Annotated in this window: 24 protein-coding genes; 17 read left to right on the top strand and 7 right to left on the bottom strand. The window is 60.4% G+C overall.

Going from position 1 to position 25,257, the window contains the following annotated elements:
* Positions 1-133 precede the first annotated feature (133 nt).
* Both AC0J1C_RS12760 and AC0J1C_RS12755 read left to right on the top strand, forming a co-directional pair.
* On the top strand, positions 134-1,936 hold the full coding sequence (locus tag AC0J1C_RS12760) for an acyl-CoA dehydrogenase (protein ID WP_473044199.1): 1,803 nt from the start codon (positions 134-136) through the stop codon (positions 1,934-1,936).
* Between the two features lie 403 nt (positions 1,937-2,339).
* Positions 2,340-3,119 carry a crotonase/enoyl-CoA hydratase family protein gene (locus AC0J1C_RS12755; RefSeq protein WP_473044198.1) on the top strand — a complete coding sequence of 260 codons (780 nt, stop codon included), beginning with the start codon at positions 2,340-2,342 and terminating at the stop codon, positions 3,117-3,119.
* Positions 3,120-3,360: 241 nt separating this feature from the next.
* Here the strand turns inward: AC0J1C_RS12755 and AC0J1C_RS12750 are convergent, their stop codons facing one another.
* Positions 3,361-4,632, bottom strand: coding sequence for an alkane 1-monooxygenase (locus AC0J1C_RS12750; protein WP_473044197.1), 1,272 nt, complete (start codon positions 4,630-4,632; stop codon positions 3,361-3,363).
* Positions 4,633-4,830: 198 nt separating this feature from the next.
* Between AC0J1C_RS12750 and AC0J1C_RS12745 the strand changes: the two genes are divergently transcribed.
* From AC0J1C_RS12745 to AC0J1C_RS12715, 7 genes are all read left to right on the top strand, one after another.
* A complete protein-coding gene (locus AC0J1C_RS12745; protein WP_091986970.1) occupies positions 4,831-5,082 on the top strand; it encodes a hypothetical protein in 252 nt (83 codons plus the stop codon).
* A gap of 109 nt (positions 5,083-5,191) precedes the next feature.
* Positions 5,192-5,488, top strand: coding sequence for a hypothetical protein (locus AC0J1C_RS12740; RefSeq protein ID WP_375192143.1), 297 nt, complete (start codon positions 5,192-5,194; stop codon positions 5,486-5,488).
* Between the two features lie 167 nt (positions 5,489-5,655).
* Positions 5,656-7,662, top strand: a complete 2,007-nt coding sequence (locus AC0J1C_RS12735; protein WP_473044196.1) for a PhoX family protein — start codon at positions 5,656-5,658, stop codon at positions 7,660-7,662.
* A 220-nt stretch (positions 7,663-7,882) separates the two neighbouring features.
* Positions 7,883-9,523 carry a methyl-accepting chemotaxis protein gene (locus AC0J1C_RS12730; protein WP_473044195.1) on the top strand — a complete coding sequence of 547 codons (1,641 nt, stop codon included), beginning with the start codon at positions 7,883-7,885 and terminating at the stop codon, positions 9,521-9,523.
* Positions 9,524-9,591: 68 nt separating this feature from the next.
* Positions 9,592-9,957 (top strand): DUF4870 family protein, encoded by a 366-nt coding sequence (locus tag AC0J1C_RS12725; RefSeq protein WP_375192146.1) that lies wholly within the window; start codon positions 9,592-9,594, stop codon positions 9,955-9,957.
* Between the two features lie 448 nt (positions 9,958-10,405).
* Positions 10,406-11,443 carry an OmpA family protein gene (locus AC0J1C_RS12720; RefSeq protein WP_473044194.1) on the top strand — a complete coding sequence of 346 codons (1,038 nt, stop codon included), beginning with the start codon at positions 10,406-10,408 and terminating at the stop codon, positions 11,441-11,443.
* Positions 11,444-11,448: 5 nt separating this feature from the next.
* Positions 11,449-12,927, top strand: coding sequence for a thrombospondin type 3 repeat-containing protein (locus tag AC0J1C_RS12715; protein WP_473044193.1), 1,479 nt, complete (start codon positions 11,449-11,451; stop codon positions 12,925-12,927).
* A gap of 73 nt (positions 12,928-13,000) precedes the next feature.
* Here the strand turns inward: AC0J1C_RS12715 and AC0J1C_RS12710 are convergent, their stop codons facing one another.
* The 3 genes from AC0J1C_RS12710 to AC0J1C_RS12700 form a co-directional block, all read right to left on the bottom strand.
* Positions 13,001-13,138, bottom strand: coding sequence for a hypothetical protein (locus AC0J1C_RS12710; RefSeq protein WP_375192149.1), 138 nt, complete (start codon positions 13,136-13,138; stop codon positions 13,001-13,003).
* Complete coding sequence (locus tag AC0J1C_RS12705; RefSeq protein WP_139229627.1) at positions 13,135-13,428, bottom strand: DUF6316 family protein; 294 nt, start codon at positions 13,426-13,428, stop codon at positions 13,135-13,137. The genes AC0J1C_RS12710 and AC0J1C_RS12705 overlap by 4 nt, the downstream gene beginning before the upstream one ends.
* A gap of 170 nt (positions 13,429-13,598) precedes the next feature.
* Positions 13,599-14,921, bottom strand: a complete 1,323-nt coding sequence (locus AC0J1C_RS12700) for an MFS transporter (protein ID WP_473044192.1) — start codon at positions 14,919-14,921, stop codon at positions 13,599-13,601.
* A gap of 193 nt (positions 14,922-15,114) precedes the next feature.
* Between AC0J1C_RS12700 and AC0J1C_RS12695 the strand changes: the two genes are divergently transcribed.
* Genes AC0J1C_RS12695 through AC0J1C_RS12685 form a run of 3 tightly spaced genes read left to right on the top strand, consistent with a single transcriptional unit; the run spans position 15,115 to position 17,140 of the window.
* Positions 15,115-15,954 (top strand): 23S rRNA (adenine(2030)-N(6))-methyltransferase RlmJ, encoded by an 840-nt coding sequence (locus AC0J1C_RS12695; RefSeq protein ID WP_473044191.1) that lies wholly within the window; start codon positions 15,115-15,117, stop codon positions 15,952-15,954.
* Between the two features lie 9 nt (positions 15,955-15,963).
* Positions 15,964-16,872, top strand: a complete 909-nt coding sequence (locus AC0J1C_RS12690; protein ID WP_091986943.1) for a DMT family transporter — start codon at positions 15,964-15,966, stop codon at positions 16,870-16,872.
* Entirely contained in the window at positions 16,862-17,140 is a 279-nt protein-coding gene (locus AC0J1C_RS12685; RefSeq protein WP_473044190.1) for a GIY-YIG nuclease family protein, read from the top strand. The genes AC0J1C_RS12690 and AC0J1C_RS12685 overlap by 11 nt, the downstream gene beginning before the upstream one ends.
* On the opposite strand, the gene AC0J1C_RS12680 is transcribed toward AC0J1C_RS12685, so the two are convergent.
* Entirely contained in the window at positions 17,118-18,011 is an 894-nt protein-coding gene (locus tag AC0J1C_RS12680; protein ID WP_473044189.1) for an alpha/beta hydrolase, read from the bottom strand. The two genes, AC0J1C_RS12685 and AC0J1C_RS12680, sit on opposite strands and share 23 nt — an antisense overlap.
* 77 nt (positions 18,012-18,088) lie before the next feature.
* On the opposite strand from AC0J1C_RS12680, the gene AC0J1C_RS12675 reads away from it, so the two are divergent.
* Entirely contained in the window at positions 18,089-19,144 is a 1,056-nt protein-coding gene (locus AC0J1C_RS12675) for an alpha/beta hydrolase (protein ID WP_473044188.1), read from the top strand.
* Complete coding sequence (locus AC0J1C_RS12670; protein WP_473044187.1) at positions 19,141-19,797, top strand: YiaD family glycine zipper/OmpA-like lipoprotein; 657 nt, start codon at positions 19,141-19,143, stop codon at positions 19,795-19,797. The genes AC0J1C_RS12675 and AC0J1C_RS12670 overlap by 4 nt, the downstream gene beginning before the upstream one ends.
* Before the next feature lie 69 nt (positions 19,798-19,866).
* Here the strand turns inward: AC0J1C_RS12670 and serA are convergent, their stop codons facing one another.
* Positions 19,867-21,096: a phosphoglycerate dehydrogenase gene (gene serA / locus AC0J1C_RS12665; protein ID WP_091986930.1), complete on the bottom strand. Its 1,230-nt coding sequence runs from the start codon at positions 21,094-21,096 to the stop codon at positions 19,867-19,869.
* 190 nt (positions 21,097-21,286) lie between these two features.
* On the opposite strand from serA, the gene AC0J1C_RS12660 reads away from it, so the two are divergent.
* The 3 genes from AC0J1C_RS12660 (at position 21,287) to mscL (ending at position 23,870) form a co-directional block, all read left to right on the top strand.
* Positions 21,287-22,690: an FAD-binding oxidoreductase gene (locus AC0J1C_RS12660; RefSeq protein ID WP_375192156.1), complete on the top strand. Its 1,404-nt coding sequence runs from the start codon at positions 21,287-21,289 to the stop codon at positions 22,688-22,690.
* Complete coding sequence (locus AC0J1C_RS12655) at positions 22,690-23,376, top strand: SIR2 family NAD-dependent protein deacylase (RefSeq protein ID WP_473044186.1); 687 nt, start codon at positions 22,690-22,692, stop codon at positions 23,374-23,376. Before AC0J1C_RS12660 ends, AC0J1C_RS12655 begins: the two co-directional genes overlap by 1 nt.
* 89 nt (positions 23,377-23,465) lie before the next feature.
* Positions 23,466-23,870 (top strand): large-conductance mechanosensitive channel protein MscL, encoded by a 405-nt coding sequence (mscL, locus tag AC0J1C_RS12650; protein ID WP_091986925.1) that lies wholly within the window; start codon positions 23,466-23,468, stop codon positions 23,868-23,870.
* Between the two features lie 33 nt (positions 23,871-23,903).
* Here the strand turns inward: mscL and AC0J1C_RS12645 are convergent, their stop codons facing one another.
* On the bottom strand, positions 23,904-25,217 hold the full coding sequence (locus AC0J1C_RS12645; RefSeq protein ID WP_473044185.1) for an ABC1 kinase family protein: 1,314 nt from the start codon (positions 25,215-25,217) through the stop codon (positions 23,904-23,906).
* Positions 25,218-25,257: the final 40 nt, after the last annotated feature.

Below are 25,257 nucleotides of genomic sequence, written 5' to 3'. Positions count from 1 at the left end.
ACCGGGCGCCGGACTCCTGCGCAAAGTCGGTGTTCTATGTTGGTGGCAATATTGACCATAATTGTGTCATAAACGCCGGTTTCCTGGAAAAACCAGTTATGAGAGGCTGTTGATAACAAACAGGAGACCCAGCATGACCGACACCCTGATCGACCGCCGCGACCTGGCGTTCCAACTCTACGAAGTGCTCGATACCGAGACCCTCACAACCCGCGAACGCTTCAGCGAACACAACCGTGACACCTTCGATGCCGTCATCGAAACCGCCGACAAAATGGCCCGGGAAAAATTTGCCACCCACAACAGCGCCGCTGACAAAGATGAGCCAAAGTTTGTAAACGGCCAGGTGGACATGCTGCCCCAGGTAAAAGAAGCCTTCGACGCCTACGCCCAGGCGGGCTTTATCGCCGGACGCTACGACTACGAGCTTGGCGGCATGCAGCTGCCGGAATCCGTCATGGCCGCCTGCAATGGCTTTTTTACGGCCGCCAACCCCGGCACCGCGGGTTACCCGTTCCTGACCACCGCCGCTGCCAACCTGATCCGCGTCTTCGGCAACGACCAGCAGAAACGCACGTACCTGCCGAACATGCTCAGCGGCCGCTTCAGCGGCACCATGGCGCTCACAGAGCCCCACGCCGGCTCCAGCCTGGCGGAAATCCGCACCTCCGCCACCCCCACAGACGACGGCCACTACCTGATCAAAGGCGCCAAAATCTACATCTCCGGTGGCGAACAGAGCATCACCGACAACATCGTTCACATGGTGCTGGCCAAGATCAAAGGCGCACCGGCGGGCGTGAAAGGCATTTCCCTGTTCATCGTGCCGAAGTTCCTGATGGACGAAAACGGCAACCCCGCCGAACGCAACGGCGTCAGCCTCGCCGGCCTGATCCATAAACTGGGTTACCGCGGCACCACCTCAACAGCGCTGAGCTTTGGCGACGACGCCCCCTGCCACGGCTACCTGGTGGGCGAGCCGCACCAGGGCCTGAAATACATGTTCCAGATGATGAACGAAGCCCGCCTGGGCGTAGGTTTTGGTGCTGCGGTCATTGGCTACCGGGGCTACATGCACAGCCTGGAATACGCCAAAGACCGCCTGCAGGGCCGCAAGGCCAGCGAAAAGAACCCGGAAAGCCCTCAGGTGCCGATCATCGAGCACGCCGACGTGCGGCGCATGCTGCTTGCGCAGAAGGCTTACAGCGAGGGCGGCCTGGCCCTGTGCCTTTACGGCGCCCGGCTGATGGACGACCAGCATACCCACCCGGACGAACAGAAACGCCTGGAAGCCGGCAAGCTACTGGACCTGCTCACCCCGGTGATCAAAGCCTGGCCGTCTGAATACGGCCCCAGGGCCAACGATCTGGCGATCCAGGTGTACGGCGGTGCCGGCTATACCCGCGAGTACCCGGTGGAGCAGTGCTGGCGCGACAACCGCCTGAATCCCATCCACGAAGGCACCAACGGCATCCAGGCCCTGGACCTGCTCGGCCGCAAGATCTGGCAGGACCAGAGCCACGGCCTGCAACTGCTGATGCAGGAAATGCAGGTGGATCTGCAGGCAGCCACCACCGACCGCTGCCAGCAATGGGCCCTGTCCCTGAGCGAAACCCTGCAGCAGGCGGTGAAGGTCACCCAGAGCCTGGGCAAATCACTGATGGAAGGCGATCCGGACCGTACCCTGGCCAACGCCTCCTGCTACCTGCATCTGTTCGGCCACATCATGGTGGCCTGGATGTGGCTGCGCCAGGCTAATGCGGCCGCCAAGGCCCTGGCTTCGGCCAATACCGACGACGAGCGCAACTTCTACCAGGGCAAGCTGCAGGCTGCCCAGTACTTCTTCCACTGGGAACTGCCCACCGTAGCCCAGGACCTGGTACTGCTGCGCAACCAGGACGACACCTGCCTGAATATGAAGGCAGAGTGGTTCTGACTCCGGGTTTCCCTTTGTCTTAGCCTGACAGCTTGGGGGAAGCACAATTGGCCGGGTGGCCTTTCAGGGACACGCTACAAGCACGTCCCTGTGCGCTCGGCTGTGGCCATCCATGGCCACAGACGGTCCCTGAAAGGCCACCCGTCCAATCGCGCCCGAACCTAGTGCTGCACTTACAGGCGGGATGATCCGGCAAGGCAGGAGAACGCATTTTCAGTTTTGGATATTTCACTGAATGCCCGGGCGTGGGCGACGGGGAGGTTGTTCCAGGACCGTTGAGGGCCAGGGATGGCCCGATCGAGCCTACAGGGACGTACTTGCGGCGTGTCCTGGAACAACCTCCCCGTTGACCATGCCTACGCCAGCACGAACAGGCTAGGGCCGAACCAAGAGGAAAGCACCAATGCCACTGGTCAAAGTAGAAAAAAAGGACCATATACTGCTGATCGGCCTGAACCGGCCGGAAAAAATGAACGCCATGAACCGCGAGATGTACCACCAGATCGCGGCGGCCTATTACCAGCTGGAGAACGATCCGGAACTGCGAGTTGGATTGATGTACGCCGAGGGCGACCACTTTACCAGCGGCCTGCAGCTGGACGACTGGGCTGGCGTATTCGCCAACGGCAAGGGCATCGAGCCGGGCGAGGGCGAGCTGGACCCGTTCCATATCACCGGCCCCGGCCTCAGCAAACCCGTGGTGTTCGCCGCCCAGGGCATCTGTTTCACCTGCGGCGTGGAAATGATGCTCAATACCGACGTTCGAGTGGCCTCCAAAGGTACTCGCTTCGCGCAGCTTGAAGTCAAACGCGGCATCTTCGCCTGCGGCGGCGCCACCATTCGTCTGCAGCGGGAAATCGGCTGGGGCAATGCCCAGCGCTACCTCCTGACCGGCGACGAATGGACCGCCGACCAGGCCTACCAGTGGGGCCTGATTCAGGAACTGGTGGAACCTGGCGAGCAGTTCAACGTGGCCATGGAAATTGCCCGGAAAATCGCGAAGGCCGCGCCTCTGGGCGTTCAAGGCAGCCTGAACTCCTCGAAAATTGCAGTCAGCGAAGGTCAGGAAGCCGCCAAACGGCGCCTGTTCCCGGACTTGCAGCCGGTGATGGCCAGCGAGGATGTCAAAGAAGGAATCCAGTCGTTTCTGGAAAGAAGAGCCGCGGAGTTTAAGGGGAGGTGAACGACCTGCCAGCTTGTCGGAAAATCTTTCTGATTCTCTCTGGTGGCTAGGTGCAATACCGACTATTGCTGCATAACTTCGGGCAGCCGACCGGGATCGCCTTCCGGGAGTGTGAGCAGCAGGGATGCTGCGATCAAGCCCCCACGGATGGGTTCACGGCGTCTCCCGGAAGGCGATCCCGGTTGGCTGCTGGCCCCGAGCTCGAGGGCTGGGGCCAGAACTGGCAAGCGAGTGCTGGTCATCAGGCCGCCGCGGACTTCCCGGATTCGCGCCGAACCTTCGCCTCGGCGGCCACCTCCGCCGCATAATCCGCATACTTGGCCATCAACTCCTCCCTGCGATCCGGATCCCAGTTGATCTTGCTCAGATCGCCCTCGTAGTGGTCAATCACCCGCTTGTCCATGGTCTCGTACCACCACTGCGGCAGATAGGCCGGCAACAGCATCGACGCGTAGCCGCCGGGCAGCTGCGGCGCCTTCTCGAAGTGGCGCAGAGCCTGGTAGCTGCGTTGTGGATGAGCGTGATGGTCTGAATGCCGCTGCAGCTGATACAGGAACAGGTTGGTCACCACGTGATTGCTGTTCCAGCTGTGCTCCGGTTTTGTTCGCTCGTATTTGCCGTTCTCGTCCTTCTGGCGCAGCAGCCCGTAATGCTCGATGTAGTTCACGCTCTCCAGCAGACTGGCCCCATAAACCGCCTGTGCCGCCAGGAAGGGCACTGCCCGCGGGCCGCACACCAGAGTGGTGGCGCCGAAGAACCCGGCGCTCATGGCCCAGCCCTGCAACAGCTCATTATCCAGGCTCCAGAAGCCCTTGCCCTTCCGGGCCAGCCGAGCCTTTTCAATCTTGATGGAGGATTTGATGCCGCCCAGCACCGTGCGCGGCAGGAACTTCCAGAAACTCTCGCCCATACGGCTGCTGGCCGGGTCCTCGGGGGTGGCGACGCGTTTGTGGTGGCCGAAGTTGTGCTCCACCACAAAATGGGTGTAGCCGGTGGGTGCCAGGGCTGCCATGGCCAGCAGCTTGTTCAGCTTGTTGGACTTGTGGCCCAGTTCGTGAGCGGTGTTGATGCCTACGCCATTGATCGCGCCCACTGTCAGGGTCAGGCCAATCTTGTCCTCCAGGGGCGTGCTCTTGCGGCTGGCCAGCCAGGCGCCCATGAACGTCATCACGTACTGGGTGGGGATGAAGGCTTTCACAATCCGGTCGTAGTATTTGTCCTGCTCCAACGTCTTTACCGCCGACTCGGGCGGGTTGCTTTTGTCCTCGCCGATGGCGCGGTCCAGGGCCGGAATGATGCCGTGCACAAGGGCAGGGCCGGTCCAGGCGAGGGCCTTCAGTTTTTTGGGGGCCAGCGCGTAACCGGTCAGGGCGGCCAGGCCGATACCGGGCAGGGCCGGGCCGAGCAGCCACATATACCGCTTGGGGTCTTTCCAGGCGGGTGATTCCGTTGTCTGTTCCGGGGTTGGCATCACCTTGTGCGATTCCAGATTGTCACGGGTTTTGGCGTTCATGGTTCTCTCCCATCAGGTAGGCGTTCTTGAAATTTATGTCGGACAATCTGGCAATGCAACAACCGGCGATAGCGAGTCGGCAGCTTGGCACAAAATGACAATGGTGGCCGAGGAGGGTGGTTTGCGGTTTGGTTTTTGGCGAAAACGGGTTTTCTGGACCAGACTCAAAACAAAACAAGAACCAGGGAAGAACCCGCAATGTCTCGAGTTTCCTCCGCTACAGCCTCATGTTCCGCCAGGGCCATGCTGGTCGAGTACCTGACCTCGGGACGGCTCGCCGAAGTGGTTTACCGCGATGGTGCCGGGCAGGTCTGCCAGGTGCACGACGTGATCCGTGACTTTTGCAGCCGTGCCGGCAAGGATTTTCTGTTGCTGGGGCGGGGGGTGATGTTGCCCTTCGACCACGTGATTACCATCGACGGCCAACTGCTGGCCGATGGCGTGCCTTAGTCTTAGGCAGCCGGCTAACCAAAGGGTAATCGCCCCGTAATTGCTTTCCTTTGTAGCCCGGCCGTACCCTGACCCGCGTTGTAAACACTGACCAACAGAGGGAAATGGTATGAACAGGCTCGCATTGAGTACGCTTTTGATGGTTCTGACGCTGGGGCTTGCCGCATGCAGCTCGGAGGACAACGAAGGTGTGGACGTTGAACAGGCGGCGGACAACGCTGGCGACATGATGGACGACGCGGCGGATTCCGCGGAAGAAACCATGGAGGAAGCAACCGGCCAGGATGAAAGCGCCATGGGCGAACTCCAGGAGGGTGCGAAAGAAGCCGGTGAGGCCATGGGCGAGGCGGCTGAAGAAACCGGCGATGCCATGGAAGAAGGCTACGAGGAAGCCACCCAGCAGTAAGGGCTGTCCGCCCCGCCCGGGCAGTTCGGGCGGGGCGACCCGGGCGCCGATCATTCTGTAAAGGAATGTTAACGGTTTTGTCTTTTTAACGTCTGCTATCTGTCACATTGCTCGCCGACACTGGCCTCTCAACAACACAGACCCGCTGTTTTGAGAGAGGCGAATCCATGGCCAAGCATCACCTTGATTCCAACTATCTGGACCCGAACTACGAGCCGGTAGTCAACCATTCCGGCAACCTTCCGTTCCGTGAAATTCTGGCAGCCCGCATGCAACGTCGCACCGTGATGAAGGGCAGCGTGGGTGCCGCCCTGGCAAGCGTCATGGGTGTTGGCCTGGCTGGCTGCGGCAGTGACAGCAACGGTGGAGGCACCACCACCGGCAACGTCTCCAGCACCCAGCTTGGCTTCAAGGCGGTGCCTACGTCCACCGCCAATGAAGTGGTGGTTCCCGAGGGTTACTCCGCGCAGGCCTTCCTGCCCTGGGGCACACCGATTACCGGCTCCTACCCGGCCTACAAGCCAGACGGCACTAACACCGGCGCCGAGCAGGAACAGCAGATGGGCATGCACCACGATGGCGTGCACTTTTTCCCGATTGACCTGAAGGCCGGCGGCAACAGCTCCAGCGAAGGCCTGCTGGTGATGAACCACGAGTACATCAATCAGAGTGCCTTGCATCCCACAGGCGCTACCTACGTGGCTGGCGAACGCCCTGCAGACGAAGTGCGCAAGGAAATCGCAGCTCACGGCGTGTCGGTGGTGCACATCAAACGCGATACCGAAGGTACCTGGGACATCGTCTTCGGCAGCCCGTTCAACCGTCGCATCACCGGTAACACCGAAATGGACATTCGCGGTCCGGCCCGCGGGTACAGCAAGCTGGTGACCAAATACAGCCCGGACGCCACCGAAACCCGGGGCACCCTGAACAACTGCGCCATGGGCCCGACGCCCTGGGGCACCTACCTGGCGGCGGAAGAAAACTGGCACGGTTACTTCGCGAACAGCGATGCCAACCAGCCCCGGGAGCAGCTCCGCCACGGTGTGGGTAGTTCAAGCCGATACGATTGGGAACTGGCCGACAGCGGCGCCGATCAGTACATCCGCTTCAACGTAACACCGGGCACGGGTACGGCAACAGACGACTACCGCAATGAAGCCAACACATACGGCTACATGGTGGAAATCGACCCCTTCACACCGGAGAGCAAGCCCCAGAAGCGCACCGCCCTGGGCCGCTTTGGCCACGAGGGCGTGATCTTTGCACCGGTGACCGAGGGTGAGCCGGTAGTCTGCTACTCAGGCGATGATTCCCGCTTTGAATACATCTACAAGTTTGTCTCCTCAAAGCCCTACTACGCGGCCACCGCCGGCGGTTACCTGCTGGACGACGGCACCCTGTACGTCGCTCGGTTCAACGACGACGGCACCGGCGACTGGCTGCCTCTGGACTTGAATGATGCCGACTTCAAGGCCAAGGTAGACGCCGCTGTTGGCACGACCGTCAGCGACATTTTCTTCGATGGCTTCGAGAACCAGGCCGACGTTCTGGTAAACACCCGTCTGGCGGCCGACATTGCCGGCGCCACGCCCATGGATCGCCCCGAGTGGGGCGCCGTGGATCCCAACTCCGGCCAGGTCTATTTCACCCTGACCAACAACAGTCAGCGTACTGAGGCCCAGGTTAACGCCGCCAACCCGAACGCTGAGAACCGGACCGGTCACATCATTCGCTGGAGCGAAAACGGCGATGATTTCACGGCCACCGGCTTCGATTGGGACATCTTCGTGTTTGCCGGTGAGCAGGGCACGGAAACCGTGGTGGATGACGAGGTGATCGTGTCGCTGACCGACGACAACATTTTCAACAGCCCGGATGGCCTCTGGTTTGACTACAACGGCCGTCTCTGGATCCAGACCGACGGCTCCGATGCCGCGCCTTATCAGAACAACATGATGCTGGCGGCAAACCCCGAAACCCGCGAGATCAAGCGTTTCTTCGTTGGGCCCGTGGGCTGCGAGGTCACCGGTGTAACGTCCACCCCGGATGTGAAAACCATGTTCGTCAACATCCAGCACCCGGATGGTAACTGGCCGGACGCCAGCCAATCCCGTCCCCGTGATGCCACCGTGATCGTTACCCGCGACGACGGCGACGTTGTCGGCGCCTGATTCCGGGCAGTCCCGCGGCAACTGACAGACCGCAAACCTGGCGCTTCTGGTTACAGAGTGCGTCGGGTTTGCGGTTTTTTGTTTCAGGAATACCTTTCCCTGCCGATACCTGTGTTAAATACACTAAAGTATGAGTTATTAACTCACATCAATTCTTTAGTCTCCGCGATGGCCTTAAATAAAAGATGCTTATAAAAGCAATTATAAATAAGAGGTTACTATGGGGTTGTTGGATCGTAGGTCGATTCTTTGGGGGGTGGCGATTGCGATTGTCGTGGCGGTCGCCTGTACAGTGGGGGCGCCCATGGTAGGTCTGGAACCGGTATCGGTGTTGATCGGCCTGCTGGTGGGACTGGCCGTGGCAGCAGGATTCCTGATTGTCCGTGTTCTGGAACCGACGGAGCGGGGCCTTCAGGCCCTTAACGACGGCTCACTGGCGGAAAATCATCCGCTGCACGATCGGTGCGCCCAATTGCTGGCAGATGCCAGGGCCGGTCGGGCGCTGGTGGAAACCCTGGCCGGCAGCGCCGATCGAAACGCTATTTCCGCGGCCCAGGTGTCGTTTGCAGCGGATCAGCTCAAGCTGCGGCTGGATCGGCAGGTGGAGGAAACCGCCCAGATGGCCGATTACGCCGGCCAGATCACTGAAACGGTACGGGAGTCCTCGGAGCAGGCCGCCGATGCAGCCACCATGGCCCTGCAGAACAAACAGGTGAGTACCGAAGGTCACGATGCGCTGATGTCGGCCATCAGCAGTGTGCGCGCCGTGCACGAGCAGTCTGGTGAGAATCTGCGACTGATCCAGGAACTGAATGAAAAATCCAACCGGATTCAGGGTGTAACCACCACCATCCAGGGCATCGCCGAACAGACCAATCTGCTGGCGTTGAACGCCGCCATTGAGGCCGCTCGTGCCGGTGACCAGGGGCGGGGCTTTGCAGTGGTGGCGGACGAGGTTCGGCAACTGGCGGGGCGCACCGCCCAGGCCACTGGCGAGGTGGCCGAAACCCTCGAGGAAATCCGCTCCGATACCACGTTGATTGTTTCCCGGATCGAGGAACTGGCCCAGAGCATCGAGCAGGGACTGGCCTCGGTGGAGAGCGTGGGTGGTCGCCTAGAGCAGATCAGCGAGCAGTCTGACCGGGTGCAGCAACAGGTCGCCCGCATTGCCGAAATCGACCAGAACAACGAGCAGAGTCTGGCCCAGGTGTTTTCAGCCATCGAGACCGTGCGTGACCAGATTTCGGAAAGCGACACCAGCGTGTCGGCGCTGGCAGAGCAGGCGGCAACGCTGATGGAACTGGCGGAAAAAGCCAACGCCTCGTTTGCGCTGAACAGTGACGCCAGCTATCACCGAATTTTTTACGATCACGCCCGCACGGGCGCCGAGCAGATCGGCCAGCTGTTCGAGCAGGCGATTCGGGACGGCAAGCTCTCCGAGAGTGCGCTGTTCGACAGGGAGCGCAAGCCGATTGCCAACACCCAGCCGCAGAAATACGCGAGCAGTTTCGATCAGTTTACCGACCAGTACCTGCCGGCGGTGCAGGAGCAGGTCAAGAATGCCCACGAGGCAATCGTGTTTGCCATTGCCTGCGCACCCGACGGCTATGTTCCCACGCACAACCGGGATTTTGCCCACGCGCCCACCGGCAACCCGGAGGTGGATCTGGTGAAGAGTCGCAGCAAGCGACTGTTCAACGACCGCACCGGGATTCGCTGTGGTACTCACAAGGAAACCATGTTGCTGCAGACCTACCGCAGAGACACCGGTGAGATCATGCACGATCTGTCAGTGCCCATCTTTGTGAACGGCAAGCACTGGGGCGGGTTCCGCCTGGGGTATCGTCCGGACAATCACTGACGCGCCCGTAACTCCGGTTCGCCAGGGCTATGGTAGACTTTCTGTGACTGTTACAGAGGAGCTATGCCTTGACTGAACCGGAGTACATTCCCGCCGATTCGGACCCGACGTCCCGCCGTGCAGACCCGGCTCGGAACCTGGCCGTTGTCGTCTACATCCTCCAGGCCCTGTCATTCTTCCTGGGCGGCGTGACCGGCCTGGTTGGCGTGATCATCAACTACGTCAAGCTCGACGACGTTCGCAACACCTGGGTCGAGCGGCATTTCCGCTGGCAAATCCGGACCTTCTGGATCGGTCTGTTGTGGACCGTCATCGGCATTGTAACCACGCCGCTGATTATTGGCTGGTTTATTCTGCTCGGCATCTCGATCTGGATTATCTACCGCATCGTCAAAGGGGCGCTGGCCCTGAATGATGGCAAGGCGCCTTCCTGATTTGGGGCCATCCCGTCCTGCGCTAACCTCTCTCGCCTCTCGGGTGCCCATGGCACCTCGGGGTGGTGTTAACGGTGCACAGTGAGGCTGAGTGGAACAGTTCAAGGTAGAAAGAGGCCGTCGGCCTTGTAAAACCCTGTCAAAAGTCATCTTGGCCTCTTATGACAGCTGCCCACGCCTGCTCTCCTGTCTTTTTTCTGTCGGTTTGTAACTCTCTGTAAACCCGAAAATTTTCCAAGGCGACCCTGAGGGTGGCCCGCTTCTCTGATCAATCTGACATTACTACCATGTAATTCAGGCCATCGTGCCCCTCCGGACTCTTCCCTGACTATCGCGAACACGTCCTGTCGAGACGTGGAAAAAGAATAGAAAGGGGCAAAAGGGAATGAACTACAAAACAAGATGGCCAAAGACCTTATTACTTTCCTGCCTGGTCGGAGGGTACGGTTTGACAGGCTTGGCGGGTAGCGCCGCAGCCGAGACCCGGCAGGCACGCAGCGACCTCTCGCTCATGGGCGTTTACATCGAGCCCGATAGCCAGCGCACCGACAAGTACGGCACGGCCTTCCGCGCCACCTACGGCAAGCGGCTGAGCGAGTCCTGGTGGCTGGAGCCGACACTGTTTTCCGGTGTGATCGAGGCAGGCCGCACCGGTCTGACCGACTACTACCAGCAGGGCGCCGGCGTCGACTTCAGTTATCGCTTACCCGGCGAGCGAACCTTCACACCCTTCGGCCTGATCGGGGCGGGTGTTTCCCGTAACGATGTGGCCAACCATTCTGACAGTGAATTCGGAGGCTACGGCAACCTGGGCCTTGGTGTGCTGACATCGGCCGTAACAGATTCCGGTCTGAGACTGCGCGCGGAAGTGCGCTACGTGTACGACACCTTCGACGACGGTCTCTCAGACGTTCACCTCGCTGCCGGCATCACGCTGCCCATCGGCATCACTCGTCCGCAAGTAGTGGAAAAGATCCGGTACATCGAGAAACCGGTGGTGGTTGAAAAAGAGAAGCTGGTGGGAATGGCGGATTCCGATGCCGACGGCGTTGTCGATGGCGTCGACCAGTGTCCGAACACCCTGGAGGGGCTCCAGGTCAACGCCGTTGGCTGTGTCGAAACCGATCGGGAGCAAAGCGTGGTGCTGTCGGGAGTTTCCTTCGAATTCAATTCCGACCGTCTGACTGCCAATGCCAAGGACATTCTCGCCAAAACCGCGGATGCCCTGCGTGGCCAACCGGACCTCCGTGTCGAGCTCGCCGGCCACACCGACAGTGTCGGCTCTGCCACCTACAACCAGCAGCTTTCGCAGAAGCGCGCCGATGCCGTCCGGAACCACCTGATTGATTCCGGGATAGCACCAGAGCGGCTGGTTGCAAACGGGTATGGCGAGTCCAGGCCTGTTAGGAGCAACAGCTCGGAAGAGGGAAGGGAACGCAATCGTCGCGTTGAATTCAACGTGATCCAGGATTCAGAAGCGGAGTAATCGCCATGGAAACCAAAACAATGAAAACAATGATGTTAGTGGTCTTTATTGCATTGCTGGGTCTGGCCGGGTGTCGCTCTGACAGCGCCCTGGTCACGGAAGCCTTCGGGCCCGCAAACCCGTTGTTTGACCAGGACGGGGACGGTATCCCGGATAATGAGGATTCCTGCCCGACGGTCACCAATTCGGGCAACGACGCTGATGCCGATGGCATAGACGACGCCTGCGACAAGTCGGTTGGCGGCTCCTCCGATATCGATGGTGATGGTGTGCTGAACGGTTCGGATAACTGTCCAACCATCGCCAACCCGAGCCAGCGAAACAGGGATGCCGATCTGACCGGTGACGCCTGTGACACCGACGCCGACGGCGACGGAGTCGCTGACAAGGTGGCCAATAGTGATGGCTCGTTCTCGGTGAAGAGCGTTGCCAGCGGCGGAGACAACTGCCCGCTCGTGCCCAATGATGGCCAGGCCGATTTTGACAATGACCAGGTGGGCAATGCCTGCGACACCGATGCGGACGGCGACGGTTTCGATGATAAAACCGCCAACGGCGACGGCGCCTTTGAGTCGCTTGCAGCTGCCGATGGCGGCGACAACTGCCCGCTGTTTGCCAACCCGGACCAGGCCGACGCCGATGGCAACGGCGTGGGCGATGCCTGCGAAACCGATTCAGACGGTGACGGACTGCCCGATGGCGCCGATAATTGCCCGAGCATCGCCAACCCGGGTCAGGAAGATCTGGACGGCGACGGTGAGGGCAACGCCTGTGACGCCGACACCGACGGCGATGGTATTGCCGATGACAATGCCCTGGGCCAGCCCCTGGATAACTGCCCGCTGGTGGTGAATCCGGACCAGGCGGATACCGATGGCGACGGCATTGGCGACGCCTGCGATCTGGTGAACGACAATGAATACGCGTGCGGTGTGGAGGGCCAGCCATTCACGCCCATGCTGGCCAGCGATACCGATATCAAGGCTGAAGCCTCGAAAGACTTGTCCGGTTGCCTCCTGGGCCTGGGATTGATTTGCGACGTGCAGGAGCCGGCGAATGTGGTGGATGGTGACCTCACAAACACCGCCACTCTGCAGAACACCGATCTGCTCGGAACCTCAACCAGCCGGCTTAAAGTGGCCGCCACAACCGGCTTTGCCTACCCTGGCGCCAATGCTCTGGGCATTGCCTTCAATGAGAGTCCGCAGGTGTTGCAGGCAGATCTGCTCGGTGGCGACCTGATTGTGAGAACCAGCCTTAACGGTGTTATCCAGGAGGAAAGTACCGGTGAGGGGCTGCTGGATCTGGATTTGCTGGGGGCGTCCGGTGTGCTGGGTGGTACCTCAACCAGCTTCCTGGTGTTTCAGACCGAGAAGCGCTTCGATTCGGTGGTTATCGAGTTTGCGCCCTCGCTCCTGTCGCTCCTCAACGAGGTAAACGTGCAGGCAGTGTGTGCCAGCAAGACGGACCTGGCGGTTGACTGACGCATAACCGGCTGTCACCTCAACCGCAAACGACACAGGGCCGCATCCGCGGCCCTGTGTCGTTCAGGACAAATCAAAGGTAGCTGACGTAGGTGAGCGCGGAGACGCCCAGAAGACAGAACAGGGAGGCGAGCATCAGCTTCATGCCGGGCGGCAGCAGTGCGACGTCTTCGGCATTACCCCTCTGACTGGTGGGCCGCAGGCCGTTCATGAGGCCACCGCCATCGACAGGCCCAGTTCTTTTGCTTCCAGGCAGTCGCAACAGTTGGATCGCTGGCAGGTCTCGGCATCGTGTATGTGCATCCGGGCAGTTGCCGGACCTGTTCGTGGGTTCAGCCCGCGATAGAGCCTGATGTGTCTCTGCAGGGCGTGGGCCGCCTCCTGCCTGGAGGCGAAAGGTCCCAGATCCATCTGTTCCCGGGTTTTGACGTACCATCCAAGTACCGTTCGTACCAGACGACCTTCCTGCTGTTTCGCGACTGCTCTGGTTTCTGCACGCATGGATCTGCCCTTGATAAAGAAACGACCGTTCAGTGGACACGTCCCTGTGAACTGCTGCAAAGCATCCTTACCGGTAGCAACGGAAAAGCTGGCTAAAAGGTTCCTTCTTTTTCGAAGAAAACCGTTTTTTGCAGGTGTTGCCTGTTTTACCGATAGTTCGGCGTATCAGATCAGTCGCCGGTCACCTCTTTAAGGCGGATGGCGCTGAACACTCCGGCAAGCCCCATGAGCCCCAGAACCAGTATGACAGCCACCTCGGAAACCAATGAGACAAGCGCGGTGAGGCCGCCGGTGGCCAGCAGGAGAAACCCGATCACCGTGTTGCTCACCGCCGTGTAGTCTGTGCGCTTGTTGCCGCCGGCCATGTCCACCAGATAGGTTTTTCGACCGAGTCGCACACCGGCATGGGCAACGCTGAGTACAAAGAAGGCGATCGGGTAGAACCACACGCTGCCAATGTCTGGGCCAGTGATCAGGGCGACTGTGGCCACCAGCAGGCACACCCCGCTGGACATGGCCGCACCGCGTATCATCACCCGTCGGGAAGAGGTGTCGGCCGCCCAGCCCCAGAAACTGGCGCTGAGCGAACTGGCAAGGCTGCTGGCCAACAGGAACACGCCGAGCATCCAGCCGATGTCCGTTTCCTGCTGGGCGAGTACCACAAAGTAGGGAGCGGCCAGCGCCGAGCACAGCAGCAGCGCACGGGTGATCACGAAGTTGCGGAACGGTACATCATCCCGCAGTAATGACAGGCTGCGAAACGCTTCGGTAATGGCATTGCCACCGCCGCCGGTCTCGCCGTTGTACTCCTCCACATTGGCGAACAGAATACCGGCGATTACCCACAGTGCGGCCGCCAGAAGCAGGAGCAGGGTGTAGAAGGCAACGCTCGGGTCGCCCCGCTCCCAGAAGAGAAGGGCCGTGAGCACCACCGTGGCGCTGCCGCCGATGGTTGAGGCCAGGCCCGAAAGCCGGCCGCGCCGGGTCTTTGGAATGCACTTGCCCTGCACGTCTTTCATGGATACCGAACAGAAGCCCCGTGCCAGGGAAAACAGCACCAGCGAGGCGATAATGCCGTAGCCGGCCGGGTAGCCTTCCAGAAACCAGACGCTTGCAGCCATGCCCACAACGCTGATGGCCTGGCCGAAGCTGCCCAGTGTCCAGAACCACTTGCGCACGGCCTTCCGGCGTACCCATGCTGCAATCACCATCTGCGGCACCAGCGATCCGGATTCCCGGATCGGAACCAGCCAGGCCACCAGGGCTGGTGCTCCGATGGCGCTCATCAACCAGGCCAGCACGGTTTTCGGGCTGATCAGCAGGTCGCCCAGTTTGGTCAGCACGTTGCTCGCGAGGATCAGGAAAAAATTGCGCGGCACCTCCCGGCAGGCCTCCTCCGGGATGTCCTTGCACACGCGCGCGTCCTCCTCGTTGGCGATGAGGCTGTATAAGCGGTCGATGGTTTCCTTTTTTGCTTCGTTTGCTGCCGGCAAGCCCGGGTCCTCCAGTGAAAAATCCGCAAGAATACCAATGCGAAAGGGAAACCTTAAATGCAGCTTACGTGGCGTCGTCCGGATTGGACCAGAGCAGCACCGTTGTCAGCTGCCGAGTGGCGGCGATCGAACGAGCCCCTTGCCCCGCGCAGGGTAGATCGGGCCTAATACCCGGGCAATCAGGGAGTACGCCATGCTGAGTTACCTTCACGGCTTCCACGCCGGAAACTTTGCCGATGTCCAGAAACACGGGGCCCTGAGTCTGGTCCTTGCGATGATGCAGTCAAAAGCCTCCGGGATTGCCTGCTTTGATACCCACGCCGGCAGTGCCCTGTACGACCTGCACAGTGAGCGGGCACGGAAGACTGCCGAGGCAGACTCGGGTATCCAGAGAGTGTGGCAGGCCCGCGCGAGCCTGAAATCACCGGACTGGCAGCCGTTGCTGGACATCCTGGCCCAGTGTAACCCGGGCCAGGACGGGCTGGTGAACTACCCTGGCTCTCCGGCCTGGTTCCGGCAATGTCTGCGTCCCCAGGACGACCTGACCGCGTTTGAGTTGCATCCCGCCGAAGGCGAGCATCTCGCCCGCTGGGCGGACTCCGGGCGTCTCAGGGTGATCCGCCAGGATGGGCTCGCGGGTCTGCTGCGGCACCTGCCGCCAAGACAGCCTCGCTTGCTGGTGCTGATCGATCCTTCCTATGAGGTCAAGACCGAGTACCAGGAAGTGGCAAGGACCCTGGAGAAAGCCTGGCAGAAGTGTCGCCATGGCGTGTACCTGATCTGGTACCCGATCCTGGCCAGTGGTGCCCACGAGGCACTGACGTCGGCCGTGAAGACCGGCGGCGTGCGCAAGGTCCTGACATCCGAGGTCCGCCTGCGCAAGCCGCCGGAGCGGGGCATGACAGGCTCCGGCCTGCTGGTTGTCAATCCGCCCTGGGGCTTTGACACTCGCTTCACTGCCATGCTCAATGAAGTGGCCGGGGAGCAGGTGCTGAATCTTTCCCATCACATGGACTGGCTGGTACCGGAATAGGAGGCCGATATGAAAAATCAGAAACAGGCCATGCTCTATGGCCTTGGTACGGTGTTGCTGTGGTCCACGGTCGCCACTGCCTTCAAACTGGCCCTGAGGGACCTGGCTCCGGTGCAGATGCTGTTGATTGCCGTGGCGGCCTCCGTCCTGGTCATGGCCATTATCCTGATGCTGCAGGGGCGTTGGCATCTGGTGTTCTCCCTGAGCCGACAGCAATATGTCCAATCCATCGGCATGGGCCTGATCAATCCCTGCCTCTACTATTTTTTCCTGTTTGGCGCCTTTGACCGGTTGCCGGCCCAGGAGGCGCAACCGCTCAACTATACCTGGGCCCTGGTGCTGGCCTATCTGTCCGTGCCCTTTCTGGGGCAGCGGTTGCGGAGGCTCGATATCATCGCGGGGCTTGTGTGCTATGCCGGTGTGGTGGTGATTGCCACCCGCGGCGCGGTTACGTCGCTGAGCTTCGAAGACCCCATCGGGGTTTCCCTGGCACTGGGCAGCACGGTCATCTGGGCTTCCTACTGGATCATTGCCACCCGCGACACCCGGGACCCTGTGGTGGGTCTGTTCCTGAATTTCCTGTTTGGCCTGCCGGTGATTGCGGTGATCTGCTGGTGGACCGAGGGCCTGGACTTTGCACTCGGGACCTCTCTGGCGGCAGCGCTTTACGTGGGGGTGTTCGAGATGGGCATTGCCTTTGTGCTCTGGTCCTACGCCATGAAAAAGGCGGAAAACACCTCCAAAGTCAGCAACCTGATTTTTATCTCGCCTTTCCTGTCGCTGGTGTTTATCTATTTCATCCTGGGCGAGCACATCCTTTATTCCACGTATATCGGGCTGGTGTTGATCATGGCCGGGTTGTGGCTGCAGCAGCGCAGGGTCAAGGCCCGGGAAGAGGCGTTGGTCGATGGCGGGTGAGTGGTTTGTTTACATGGTGCGGACCGCCCAGGGCGCGCTCTACACCGGTATCACCACGGATGTCGAACGGCGGTTCGATGAGCACCAGGCCGGCGCCCCCAAGGGCGCCCGCAGTCTGCGGGGCAAAGGCCCGTTGGAGCTGGTGTTCAGGGCACAAGCCGGCGACCGGAGCCGGGCGTCCCGGCTGGAGTGGCAGATCAAACAGTGGCCGAGGGCGCGCAAGGAGGCCCTGGCCAGGGGCGAATTCAGTCTGCCAGATGACGTCTGATGTGCTCGCCGGCGCGGGACATGGCCGCGGTGGCCCGATCCAGTTGACCACTGTGCACCTGAAACACGTGCCACAGGCTGTTATACACCTCCAGCCGCACGTCCCCATCGGCCTCGGCAGCCATACGGGCGAGTCGCTCGGCGTCGTTCAGCAGGATTTCCTCGCTTCCGGCCTGGATCAGCATCGGTGGCAGGTCTCCCAGGTCCCCAAAGATTGGCGACACCAGTGGGTGGCTCAGAGGTGTGTCACCGGCATAGAGTCTGGCGGCCTTTGAGGTCCACGCCGCCTGCAGTACCGGTTCCCGCTCCGGTGCATAGAGATGCTCCTGGGTCAGGTCGACCCACGGCGAGAACACCGTCAGGGACGAGGGCAGCGGCTGCCCACGGTCACGCAGTCGCATGGCCAGGGCCAGAGCCAGGCCGCCACCGGCGGAATCCCCCGCCACGGCGATCTGCTCTGGCCCGAAACCCGCTTCAATTAATGCCAACCAGCAGGCCTCGGCATCGTCCAGTGCGGCGGGAAAAGGGTGCTCAGGCGCCAGTCGATAGTCCGGTGTCAGCACCGTGCAGCCACTGGTTTTGGCGAGATGGCCGGTAATGCCACGATGGGTTGCGGAGGAGCCGATAATGTAGCCGCCGCCGTGCAGGTAGAGTACGGCGCCCCGGTGGGCGGAACCAAAGGTTGTACGGGTGGCGGGTACCGTAGCCAGCGTGGTTTCCTCGAACCTGGCGCCACGGGGCGGGAACGAGCTGCGATAGGCCTGGCGGATTATTCTTCTCTGAACCGGCACCGGAATGGCCGGGTGGAGTATCGGCCGGACCAGGCGATTCATGGTCTGGCGCAGGGCCGTCTCCAGAAGCTGCTGCAACATCTGTGTCTTTACTCCGCTATGGGTTAGGATTGAAGGCCGAATTCAGGAACTCATTCATAACAGGCGTTTAACTCTACGTGTACTGGAAAACGGATACCATAGAAATACCGGATTGGGACAGACACTCACTCCTGGCACGGCTGGAGCCGTTCGATCCGGACCGTCCACGGGAGCTCAGCGCCGAAATGGTGGAATACTGCCGTTTCTATGGCCTCGACCTCTGGGTTGAGCACCCTGGTGTGAATTACCATCAGGGCTATGCCAAGGCTGGTGGCCATGAAGTGATGGTTCACTATTTCCGTCTTCCCGATTCGCAACCGGAACGGGGCACAGTGTTCATTCTCCACGGTTATTTTGACCACGTGGGGCTGTACAGTCAGCTGATTGATCGTTGCCTGGGGGCGGGCTTTGATGTGCTCGCCTACGACCAGCCGGGCCACGGACTGTCCAGTGGTACGCCAGCGGCCATTGGCAGCTTCCTGGAGTACCAGGCGGTGTTGGCGGATGTCATGGCCACCGTCCGGGGGCGCATTCGGGAGCCCTGGTTTGCGGTGGGCCAGAGCACCGGAGGCGCCATACTGATTGATTACCTGCTGTCGAACCAGCATAGCCAACAGACCTCGGACTTCCAGAAAGTGGTTTTGCTGGCGCCCCTGATCCGCCCCATGGGCTGGGTGAGCGCCAAAGTGCTGCACAGCATGATGCGGCCGTTTATTTCACGGTGGCGCCGTGTGTTCGCCGATAACAGCGGTAACACGCGGTTTCTTCGGTTTCTGCGGGAGCACGATCCGCTGCAGGCAAGGGCGGTTCATGTCGACTGGGTAACCGCTCTGCGCAAGTGGGTGCCGCACATCGAGTCGGCGCGGCCGGTAGATTTTCCGGTAACCGTTGTGCAGGGTGAAAAGGACCTGACGGTCGACTGGCAGCACAATCTGAGAATTATCCGGAATAAATTTTCCTCGGTGGAGGAACTGAGAATCCCCGACGGGCGTCATCATCTTGTAAATGAAGCCCAGGATTTGCAGGCAACCGTATTCAATACCATTATTGATACATTCATGAACCCGGCAAGCGACGCTGGCACCCAGGTTCAACGTCGTCCGGGAAGCACTAGGCACGGGAGAAAGCTGTGAAAAAGACAATACTTGCGTTTGCACTGGCAACGGTCGGTCTCGGCGGCTGTATGACCTACGACCCCTACACCGGCGAGGAGAAAACCTCGAACGCTACCAAAGGCAGCATCATCGGCGCTATCGGCGGTGCAGCCATTGGCGCCGCCACCTCCAGCAAGAGTGACCGGGGTAAGGGCGCGTTGATCGGCGCGGCCAGTGGCGCCGCAATCGGTGGTGGTATCGGCTACTACATGGACCGCCAGGAAGCCCAGTTGCGGCAGAAGCTCCAGGGTTCTGGCGTGCAGGTGGTCCGAAACGGCGACCAGATCGAGCTGATCATGCCGGGGAATATCACCTTCGACCTGAACCAGTCGTCCATCCAGCCGGGTTTTGTGGATACCCTGGAATCGGTGGCACTGGTGCTCAAGGAATTTGACAAGACCATCATCCAGATTGAGGGGCACACCGACAGCTCCGGCTCGGACAGCTACAACCAGCTCCTGAGCGAGCAGCGGGCGGCGTCGGTTCGGGATTTCCTGCTGAACCAGGGCATCGAACCCAAGCGTACGCGCGCCGTGGGCTATGGTGAGCGTTATCCGATCGCCTCCAATGAAACCGCTGCCGGCCGAGAGCAGAACCGTCGGGTAGAGCTGACCCTGGTGCCGATGCAGTAAAGCGGCGCTGTCAGGCACAAAAAAACCGGAGCCATGCTCCGGTTTTTTTGTGCCTGGCGACAGGCGGTATCAGAACAGAACGCGACAGCGAATCGTGCCTTTCACCTGACGCAGCTTTTCCAGTGCCAGCTCACCGTAGGCCTTGTCGACGTCCACCACCACATAGCCAATGTCTTCCTTGGTCTGCAGGTACTGGCCGCATACGTTGATGCCGTTTTCCGAGAACACCTGGTTGATCTCGGACATAACGCCCGGCACGTTCTCGTGGATGTGCAGCAAGCGGTGCTGGTTCGGGTGCGAGGGCAGGGCCACTTCCGGGAAGTTCACGGACGAGACCGAGGTGCCGTTGTCGCTGTACATGGCCAGCTTTTCCGCCACTTCGCGACCGATGTTTTCCTGGGCCTCAATGGTAGAACCGCCCACGTGCGGGGTGAGAATCACGTTGTCGAACTCGCGCAGCGGAGAGACGAACTCCTCGTCGTTGGACTTGGGCTCAACCGGGAACACGTCGATGGCAGCGCCCAGCAGCTTGCCGCTGCGCAGGGAGTCGGCCAGGGCGTCGATGTCCACCACGGTGCCCCGTGAGGCGTTCATCAGGATGCTGCCTGGCTTCATCTGAGCGAACTGCTCGGCCTTGAACATGTACTTGGTAGCCGGTGTTTCCGGCACATGCAGGCTCACCACATCGGCGATGTTCAGCAGTTCCTGCAGCGTGCCCACCTGGGTGGCGTTTCCAATAGGCAGCTTGGACACCACGTCGTAGAAGTACACGTCCATGCCCAGTCCTTCGGCCAGTACGCTGAACTGGGTGCCGATGTTGCCGTAGCCGATGATGCCCAGTTTCTTGCCGCGGATCTCGTAGCTGTCCTTGGCGGACTTCAGCCACTCGCCCCGATGGGCCTTGGCGTTCTTCTCGGGTACGCCACGCAGCAGCAGGATGGCCTGAGCCAGTACCAGTTCCGCCACCGAGCGGGTGTTGGAGAAAGGCGCGTTGAAGACGGCAATGCCACGGCGGGTGGCGGCCTGCAGGTCAACCTGGTTGGTGCCGATGCAGAAACAGCCCACGGCCACCAGCTTGTTGGCGGCTTCAAATACTTTCTCGGTCAGCTGGGTGCGGGAGCGGATACCGACGAAGTGCGCATCGGCAATCTTCTCGATCAGGTCTTCCTCGGCCAGCGAATGAGTCAGATACTCGATATTGGTGTAGCCCGCAGCGTTCAGGGTATCAATGGCAGATTGATGCACGCCTTCCAGCAGCAGGATCCGGATTTTGCTCTTTTCAAGAGACGTATTTGACATGGGCTTGCTTCCGAACCTTTCGTCACGTGAAATGACCCGTGGCCAGTGATCGTCAGGGCTGGCTCACAGAACAGGGGCGGTATGATACCATAAACGCAGATTTTCACAGCGCGCCGGTTTGCCTGAATCAACTGTCTGTGATGGCGGTTGCATGTTGCCCCGGCCCAAACCTGACGAGACCCACACATCCATGAATTCCGAACAGATCATTGCTTCTCTCAAAGACCTGATGGCCGCCGGCGATGCTCCCGGCAAAGTGCTGACCGATCCGGCCGATCTGGACACCTACGGCAAGGACTGGACGAAAATTTACCCACCCAAACCGCTGGCCATCGCCCTGCCCAAGACCACCGAGCAGGTTCAGGCGCTGGTGAAGTTTGCCAACGAGAATCAGGTGGCCCTGGTACCCTCCGGCGGCCGGACCGGTCTGAGCGCCGGCGCTGTGGCCGCCAACGGCGAGGTGGTGGTGGCGTTCGACAACATGAATCAGATCCTGGATTTCAGCGCCAGCGATCGTACGGTGCGCTGCCAGGCGGGCGTGGTGACCGAACAGCTGCAGAACTTCGCCGAAGACAACGGCCTGTATTACCCGGTGGATTTCGCGTCCGCCGGCTCCAGCCAGCTGGGCGGCAACCTGTCCACCAATGCCGGTGGTATCAAGGTCATCCGCTATGGCATGAGCCGGGACTGGGTCGCGGGCCTCAAGGTGGTTACCGGCAAGGGCGACATCCTCGAGCTGAACAAGGATCTGGAAAAGAACAACACCGGCTACGACCTGCGCCATCTGTTCATTGGCGCCGAAGGCACCCTGGGTTTTATCACCGAAGCCACCATGAAGCTCTCGCGCAAGCCGGATAACCTCACTGTACTGGTGCTGGGTCTGAATGACCTGACCAACACCATGGATGTGTTGCAGACTTTCCAGAAGAAGATCGATCTGACGGCCTACGAATTCTTCTCCCATCAGGCCATGGGGCACGTTCTGGCCCACGGCCAGGTACAGGCGCCGTTCGAAACCGAGGCGCCGTATTACGCGCTGCTGGAGTTCGAGGCGGTGTCTGACCAGGTGATGGACGATGCCATGGTTCTCTTCGAGCAGTGCGTGGAGAACGGCTGGGTGCTTGATGGCGTGATCAGCCAGAGCGAAACCCAGGCCCAGAACCTGTGGCAGCTGCGAGAGCGAATTTCCGAGTCAATTGCCCCGCGCACCCCATACAAGAACGACATTTCCGTGGTGGTCTCCAAAGTGCCCGGTTTCCTGCAGGAAATCGACCAGGTGGTTACCGAGCATTATCCGGATTTCGAAATCATCTGGTTCGGCCACATCGGCGATGGCAATCTGCACCTGAACATTCTCAAGCCGGAGGACATGGCCAAGGAGGATTTCTTCGAGAAGTGCCAGCAGGTGAACAAGTGGGTGTTCGAGATTGTTGAGCGCTACCAGGGCAGCGTATCGGCCGAGCACGGCGTGGGCATGACCAAGAAACCCTACCTGCAGTACACCCGCAGTGAAGCCGAGATCGCCTACCTGCGTGGCATCAAGCAGGTGTTTGATCCGAACGGCGTAATGAACCCCGGCAAGATCTTCGACTGATGCAGGACCACATCGTTGTACTGACCGGCGCTGGCATCAGCGCCGAAAGCGGCCTCTCCACCTTCCGGGACAACGGCGGCCTGTGGGAGCAGCACAGTGTGTACGATGTGGCCACCCCCGAAGCCTTTGCCCGTAACCAGGAATTGGTGCTGCGGTTCTACAACGACCGTCGACGGCAACTGGCCTCCGCAAAACCCAACGAAGCCCACCAACGGCTGGCGGAACTGGAAAAGCGCTACCGGGTGACCGTGATCACCCAAAACGTGGATGACCTCCACGAACGTGGCGGCTCCAGCAACGTCCTTCATCTGCACGGCGAATTGACCAAAGCGCGCAGTTCAGCGCACCCCGAACTGGTCTACGACATCGGCTACCGGGACATTCAGCCCGGCGACTGCTGCGACTGGGGCGCTCAGCTCCGGCCGCACATCGTCTGGTTCGGGGAGGAAGTGCCTTTGCTGGAGCAGGCCGCCGACATTGTACGTTCGGCCGACTATCTGCTTATTGTCGGCACCTCGCTGCAGGTCTATCCGGCAGCCGGGCTGGTTCATGAGGTAGACATGGACGTACCGATCACTGTGATCGATCCCGGCGAGCCGGCTTCTGTTTCCCGTGCGAGGGTCATCCGCAAGGGGGCCTGCGAGGGGGTCCGTGAGTGGGTGGCTGGCCGTATGGGCTGGAACTGACGGTTGTACTAGAATCAGATCACGCCGGTGACGGCGTGCCCTCTGTGTTCCGCAGGGCCAAAGGTCGGACATCCAAAGGAGTGCCGTGAATGAGCATTGTAAAGGAATTCAAGGAATTTGCGGTTAAGGGTAATGTGGTCGATATGGCCGTGGGCATCATTATTGGCGTGGCGTTCGGGAAGATCGTGTCGTCGTTCGTAGCCGATGTTCTGATGCCGCCCATCGGTCTGCTGGTTGGTGGTGTTGATTTTTCGAACCTGGTGGTCACCCTCAAGGCCGCCGAGGAAGGCGCTGCAGCAGTCACTCTGCGCTACGGCGTGTTTATCCAGACGGTTCTGGATTTTGTCATCGTGGCGTTTGCAGTGTTCATTGGTGTGAAGGCCCTGAACATGATGCGCAAGAAAGAGGCAGAAACCCCGGCGGCGCCACCGGCGCCCTCGGCCCAGGAGCAGCTGTTAATGGAGATCAGGGACCTGCTGAAACAGAAAACCTGATGGTCGTGACAAAGCGCGTCGGGCTGAGCAAGATCAGTCCGACGTTGTCTCAAGATAGCGCTCCAGCTCACTCCGGAAGGCGGCCTGCACTCCCAGTCTCTTGAGCATCCAGTAATGACCGGCAATCATACGGTCGATAAAGATGCTTTCCACCGGCGGCTTGAAGTAGTCGAGATACTTGAACACGGTACTGGTTTTTTCCGCCACCCGCTTGTGGATGTCGGCCTCGGCGAAGTCATAGGGCTCGTCGTGTTCGAAGGGGACGACCAGGATATCCCGCCACATGGCGTAGTAGGCCTCGTCCACGGCAGGCTGGCTGCCAACCCGCGCGCCCAGGTCGATCAGGTAGCGGTCCAGCGCCTGGTAATCCTCATCCAGCGCCGCTACGAGGGCATTGCGATAGGCCTCGACAATCTCCGGCTTGAGTTTCTTTACGCAGCCGAAATCGTACATGATGATCGAGCCATCCGGGCGGTAGGCGAAGTTGCCGGCATGGGGGTCGCCGTGGATGCACTGGAACCGGAACAGCTGATCCGCCATCAGGGTGAAGATACGATGGCCAATCAGGTTGATGGTGTTCTGGTCGTACTTCTCCCTGGTCACTTTGCTGACGTGGTCGCCCTCCACCAGCTTCATGGTCAGCACCCGGCGGGTGGAGTGCCCGGGTATCACTGAGGGAATCAGCACCCAGGGCTGGTGTTCGTGGAAGGTGCGGAACAGCTCGATGTTGCGGGCTTCGTTTTCGTAGTCGAGTTCTTCCTTCAGCCGTTCGCGAATCTCGGCAAACAGGCGGTCCACTGACTCCTTGGGCATCTTCAGCAGGCCGCCAAGCTTCAGGGCCATTCTCAGTTGCTTGAGGTCCGAATCGCAGGATTCGTCGACGCCCGGATACTGGACCTTGACGATCACATCGGTGCCATCGTGCAGGCGGGCCCGGTGGACCTGGCCAATGGAGGCCGCGGCATAGGGCGCTTCCTGCAGGTATTCGAACAGTTCGCCCACCGGTTTGCCGAGCTCGGTCTCAATCTGCTCGACAATGACCTCGAAGGGCATCGGTGGCGCTTCTTTCTGAAGCTTTTCCAGGGCTTCGGAGAATTCCCGGGGCAGGAAATCCTGGGTCTGGGAGGCAATCTGGCCGACTTTCATTACAGCGCCTTTAAGCTCGCCCAGGGTGTCGGCAATCTGGCCCGCCATGCGGGTGTAGCTCTCGCTCTGGGCGCCTTCGTCGTTCTCCGAGCGGAACAATCGGCGCGCGCGCTGGCCGGCATACTGACCGGCCACGGAGGCGGTCATGCCTGCAAGTCTGAAAAAGCGACCACGACGGGAAGTTACCGGTTTTTTTGCCATGGCAAATGTACGTCTCTGACCGGTTTTGGGTTTAGCCGGA

Source organism: Marinobacter sp. E2 (genome assembly GCF_055755345.1).
Note: the sequence above shows the minus strand (reverse complement) of the source record. Positions and strands in the feature narration are given on the sequence as shown.

Coding starts and splice junctions, on each gene's coding strand:
- AC0J1C_RS12740 (WP_375192143.1), top strand. CDS start 5,192: ATGAACAGGCTCGCATTGAGTACGCTTTTGATGGTTCTGACGCTGGGG.
- AC0J1C_RS12750 (WP_473044197.1), bottom strand. CDS start 4,632: ATGAACGCCAAAACCCGTGACAATCTGGAATCGCACAAGGTGATGCCA.
- AC0J1C_RS12755 (WP_473044198.1), top strand. CDS start 2,340: ATGCCACTGGTCAAAGTAGAAAAAAAGGACCATATACTGCTGATCGGC.
- AC0J1C_RS12660 (WP_375192156.1), top strand. CDS start 21,287: ATGAATTCCGAACAGATCATTGCTTCTCTCAAAGACCTGATGGCCGCC.
- AC0J1C_RS12695 (WP_473044191.1), top strand. CDS start 15,115: ATGCTGAGTTACCTTCACGGCTTCCACGCCGGAAACTTTGCCGATGTC.
- AC0J1C_RS12745 (WP_091986970.1), top strand. CDS start 4,831: ATGTCTCGAGTTTCCTCCGCTACAGCCTCATGTTCCGCCAGGGCCATG.
- AC0J1C_RS12710 (WP_375192149.1), bottom strand. CDS start 13,138: ATGAACGGCCTGCGGCCCACCAGTCAGAGGGGTAATGCCGAAGACGTC.
- AC0J1C_RS12685 (WP_473044190.1), top strand. CDS start 16,862: ATGGCGGGTGAGTGGTTTGTTTACATGGTGCGGACCGCCCAGGGCGCG.
- AC0J1C_RS12690 (WP_091986943.1), top strand. CDS start 15,964: ATGAAAAATCAGAAACAGGCCATGCTCTATGGCCTTGGTACGGTGTTG.
- AC0J1C_RS12705 (WP_139229627.1), bottom strand. CDS start 13,428: ATGCGTGCAGAAACCAGAGCAGTCGCGAAACAGCAGGAAGGTCGTCTG.
- serA (WP_091986930.1), bottom strand. CDS start 21,096: ATGTCAAATACGTCTCTTGAAAAGAGCAAAATCCGGATCCTGCTGCTG.
- mscL (WP_091986925.1), top strand. CDS start 23,466: ATGAGCATTGTAAAGGAATTCAAGGAATTTGCGGTTAAGGGTAATGTG.
- AC0J1C_RS12680 (WP_473044189.1), bottom strand. CDS start 18,011: ATGTTGCAGCAGCTTCTGGAGACGGCCCTGCGCCAGACCATGAATCGC.
- AC0J1C_RS12645 (WP_473044185.1), bottom strand. CDS start 25,217: ATGGCAAAAAAACCGGTAACTTCCCGTCGTGGTCGCTTTTTCAGACTT.
- AC0J1C_RS12760 (WP_473044199.1), top strand. CDS start 134: ATGACCGACACCCTGATCGACCGCCGCGACCTGGCGTTCCAACTCTAC.
- AC0J1C_RS12730 (WP_473044195.1), top strand. CDS start 7,883: ATGGGGTTGTTGGATCGTAGGTCGATTCTTTGGGGGGTGGCGATTGCG.
- AC0J1C_RS12735 (WP_473044196.1), top strand. CDS start 5,656: ATGGCCAAGCATCACCTTGATTCCAACTATCTGGACCCGAACTACGAG.
- AC0J1C_RS12715 (WP_473044193.1), top strand. CDS start 11,449: ATGGAAACCAAAACAATGAAAACAATGATGTTAGTGGTCTTTATTGCA.
- AC0J1C_RS12655 (WP_473044186.1), top strand. CDS start 22,690: ATGCAGGACCACATCGTTGTACTGACCGGCGCTGGCATCAGCGCCGAA.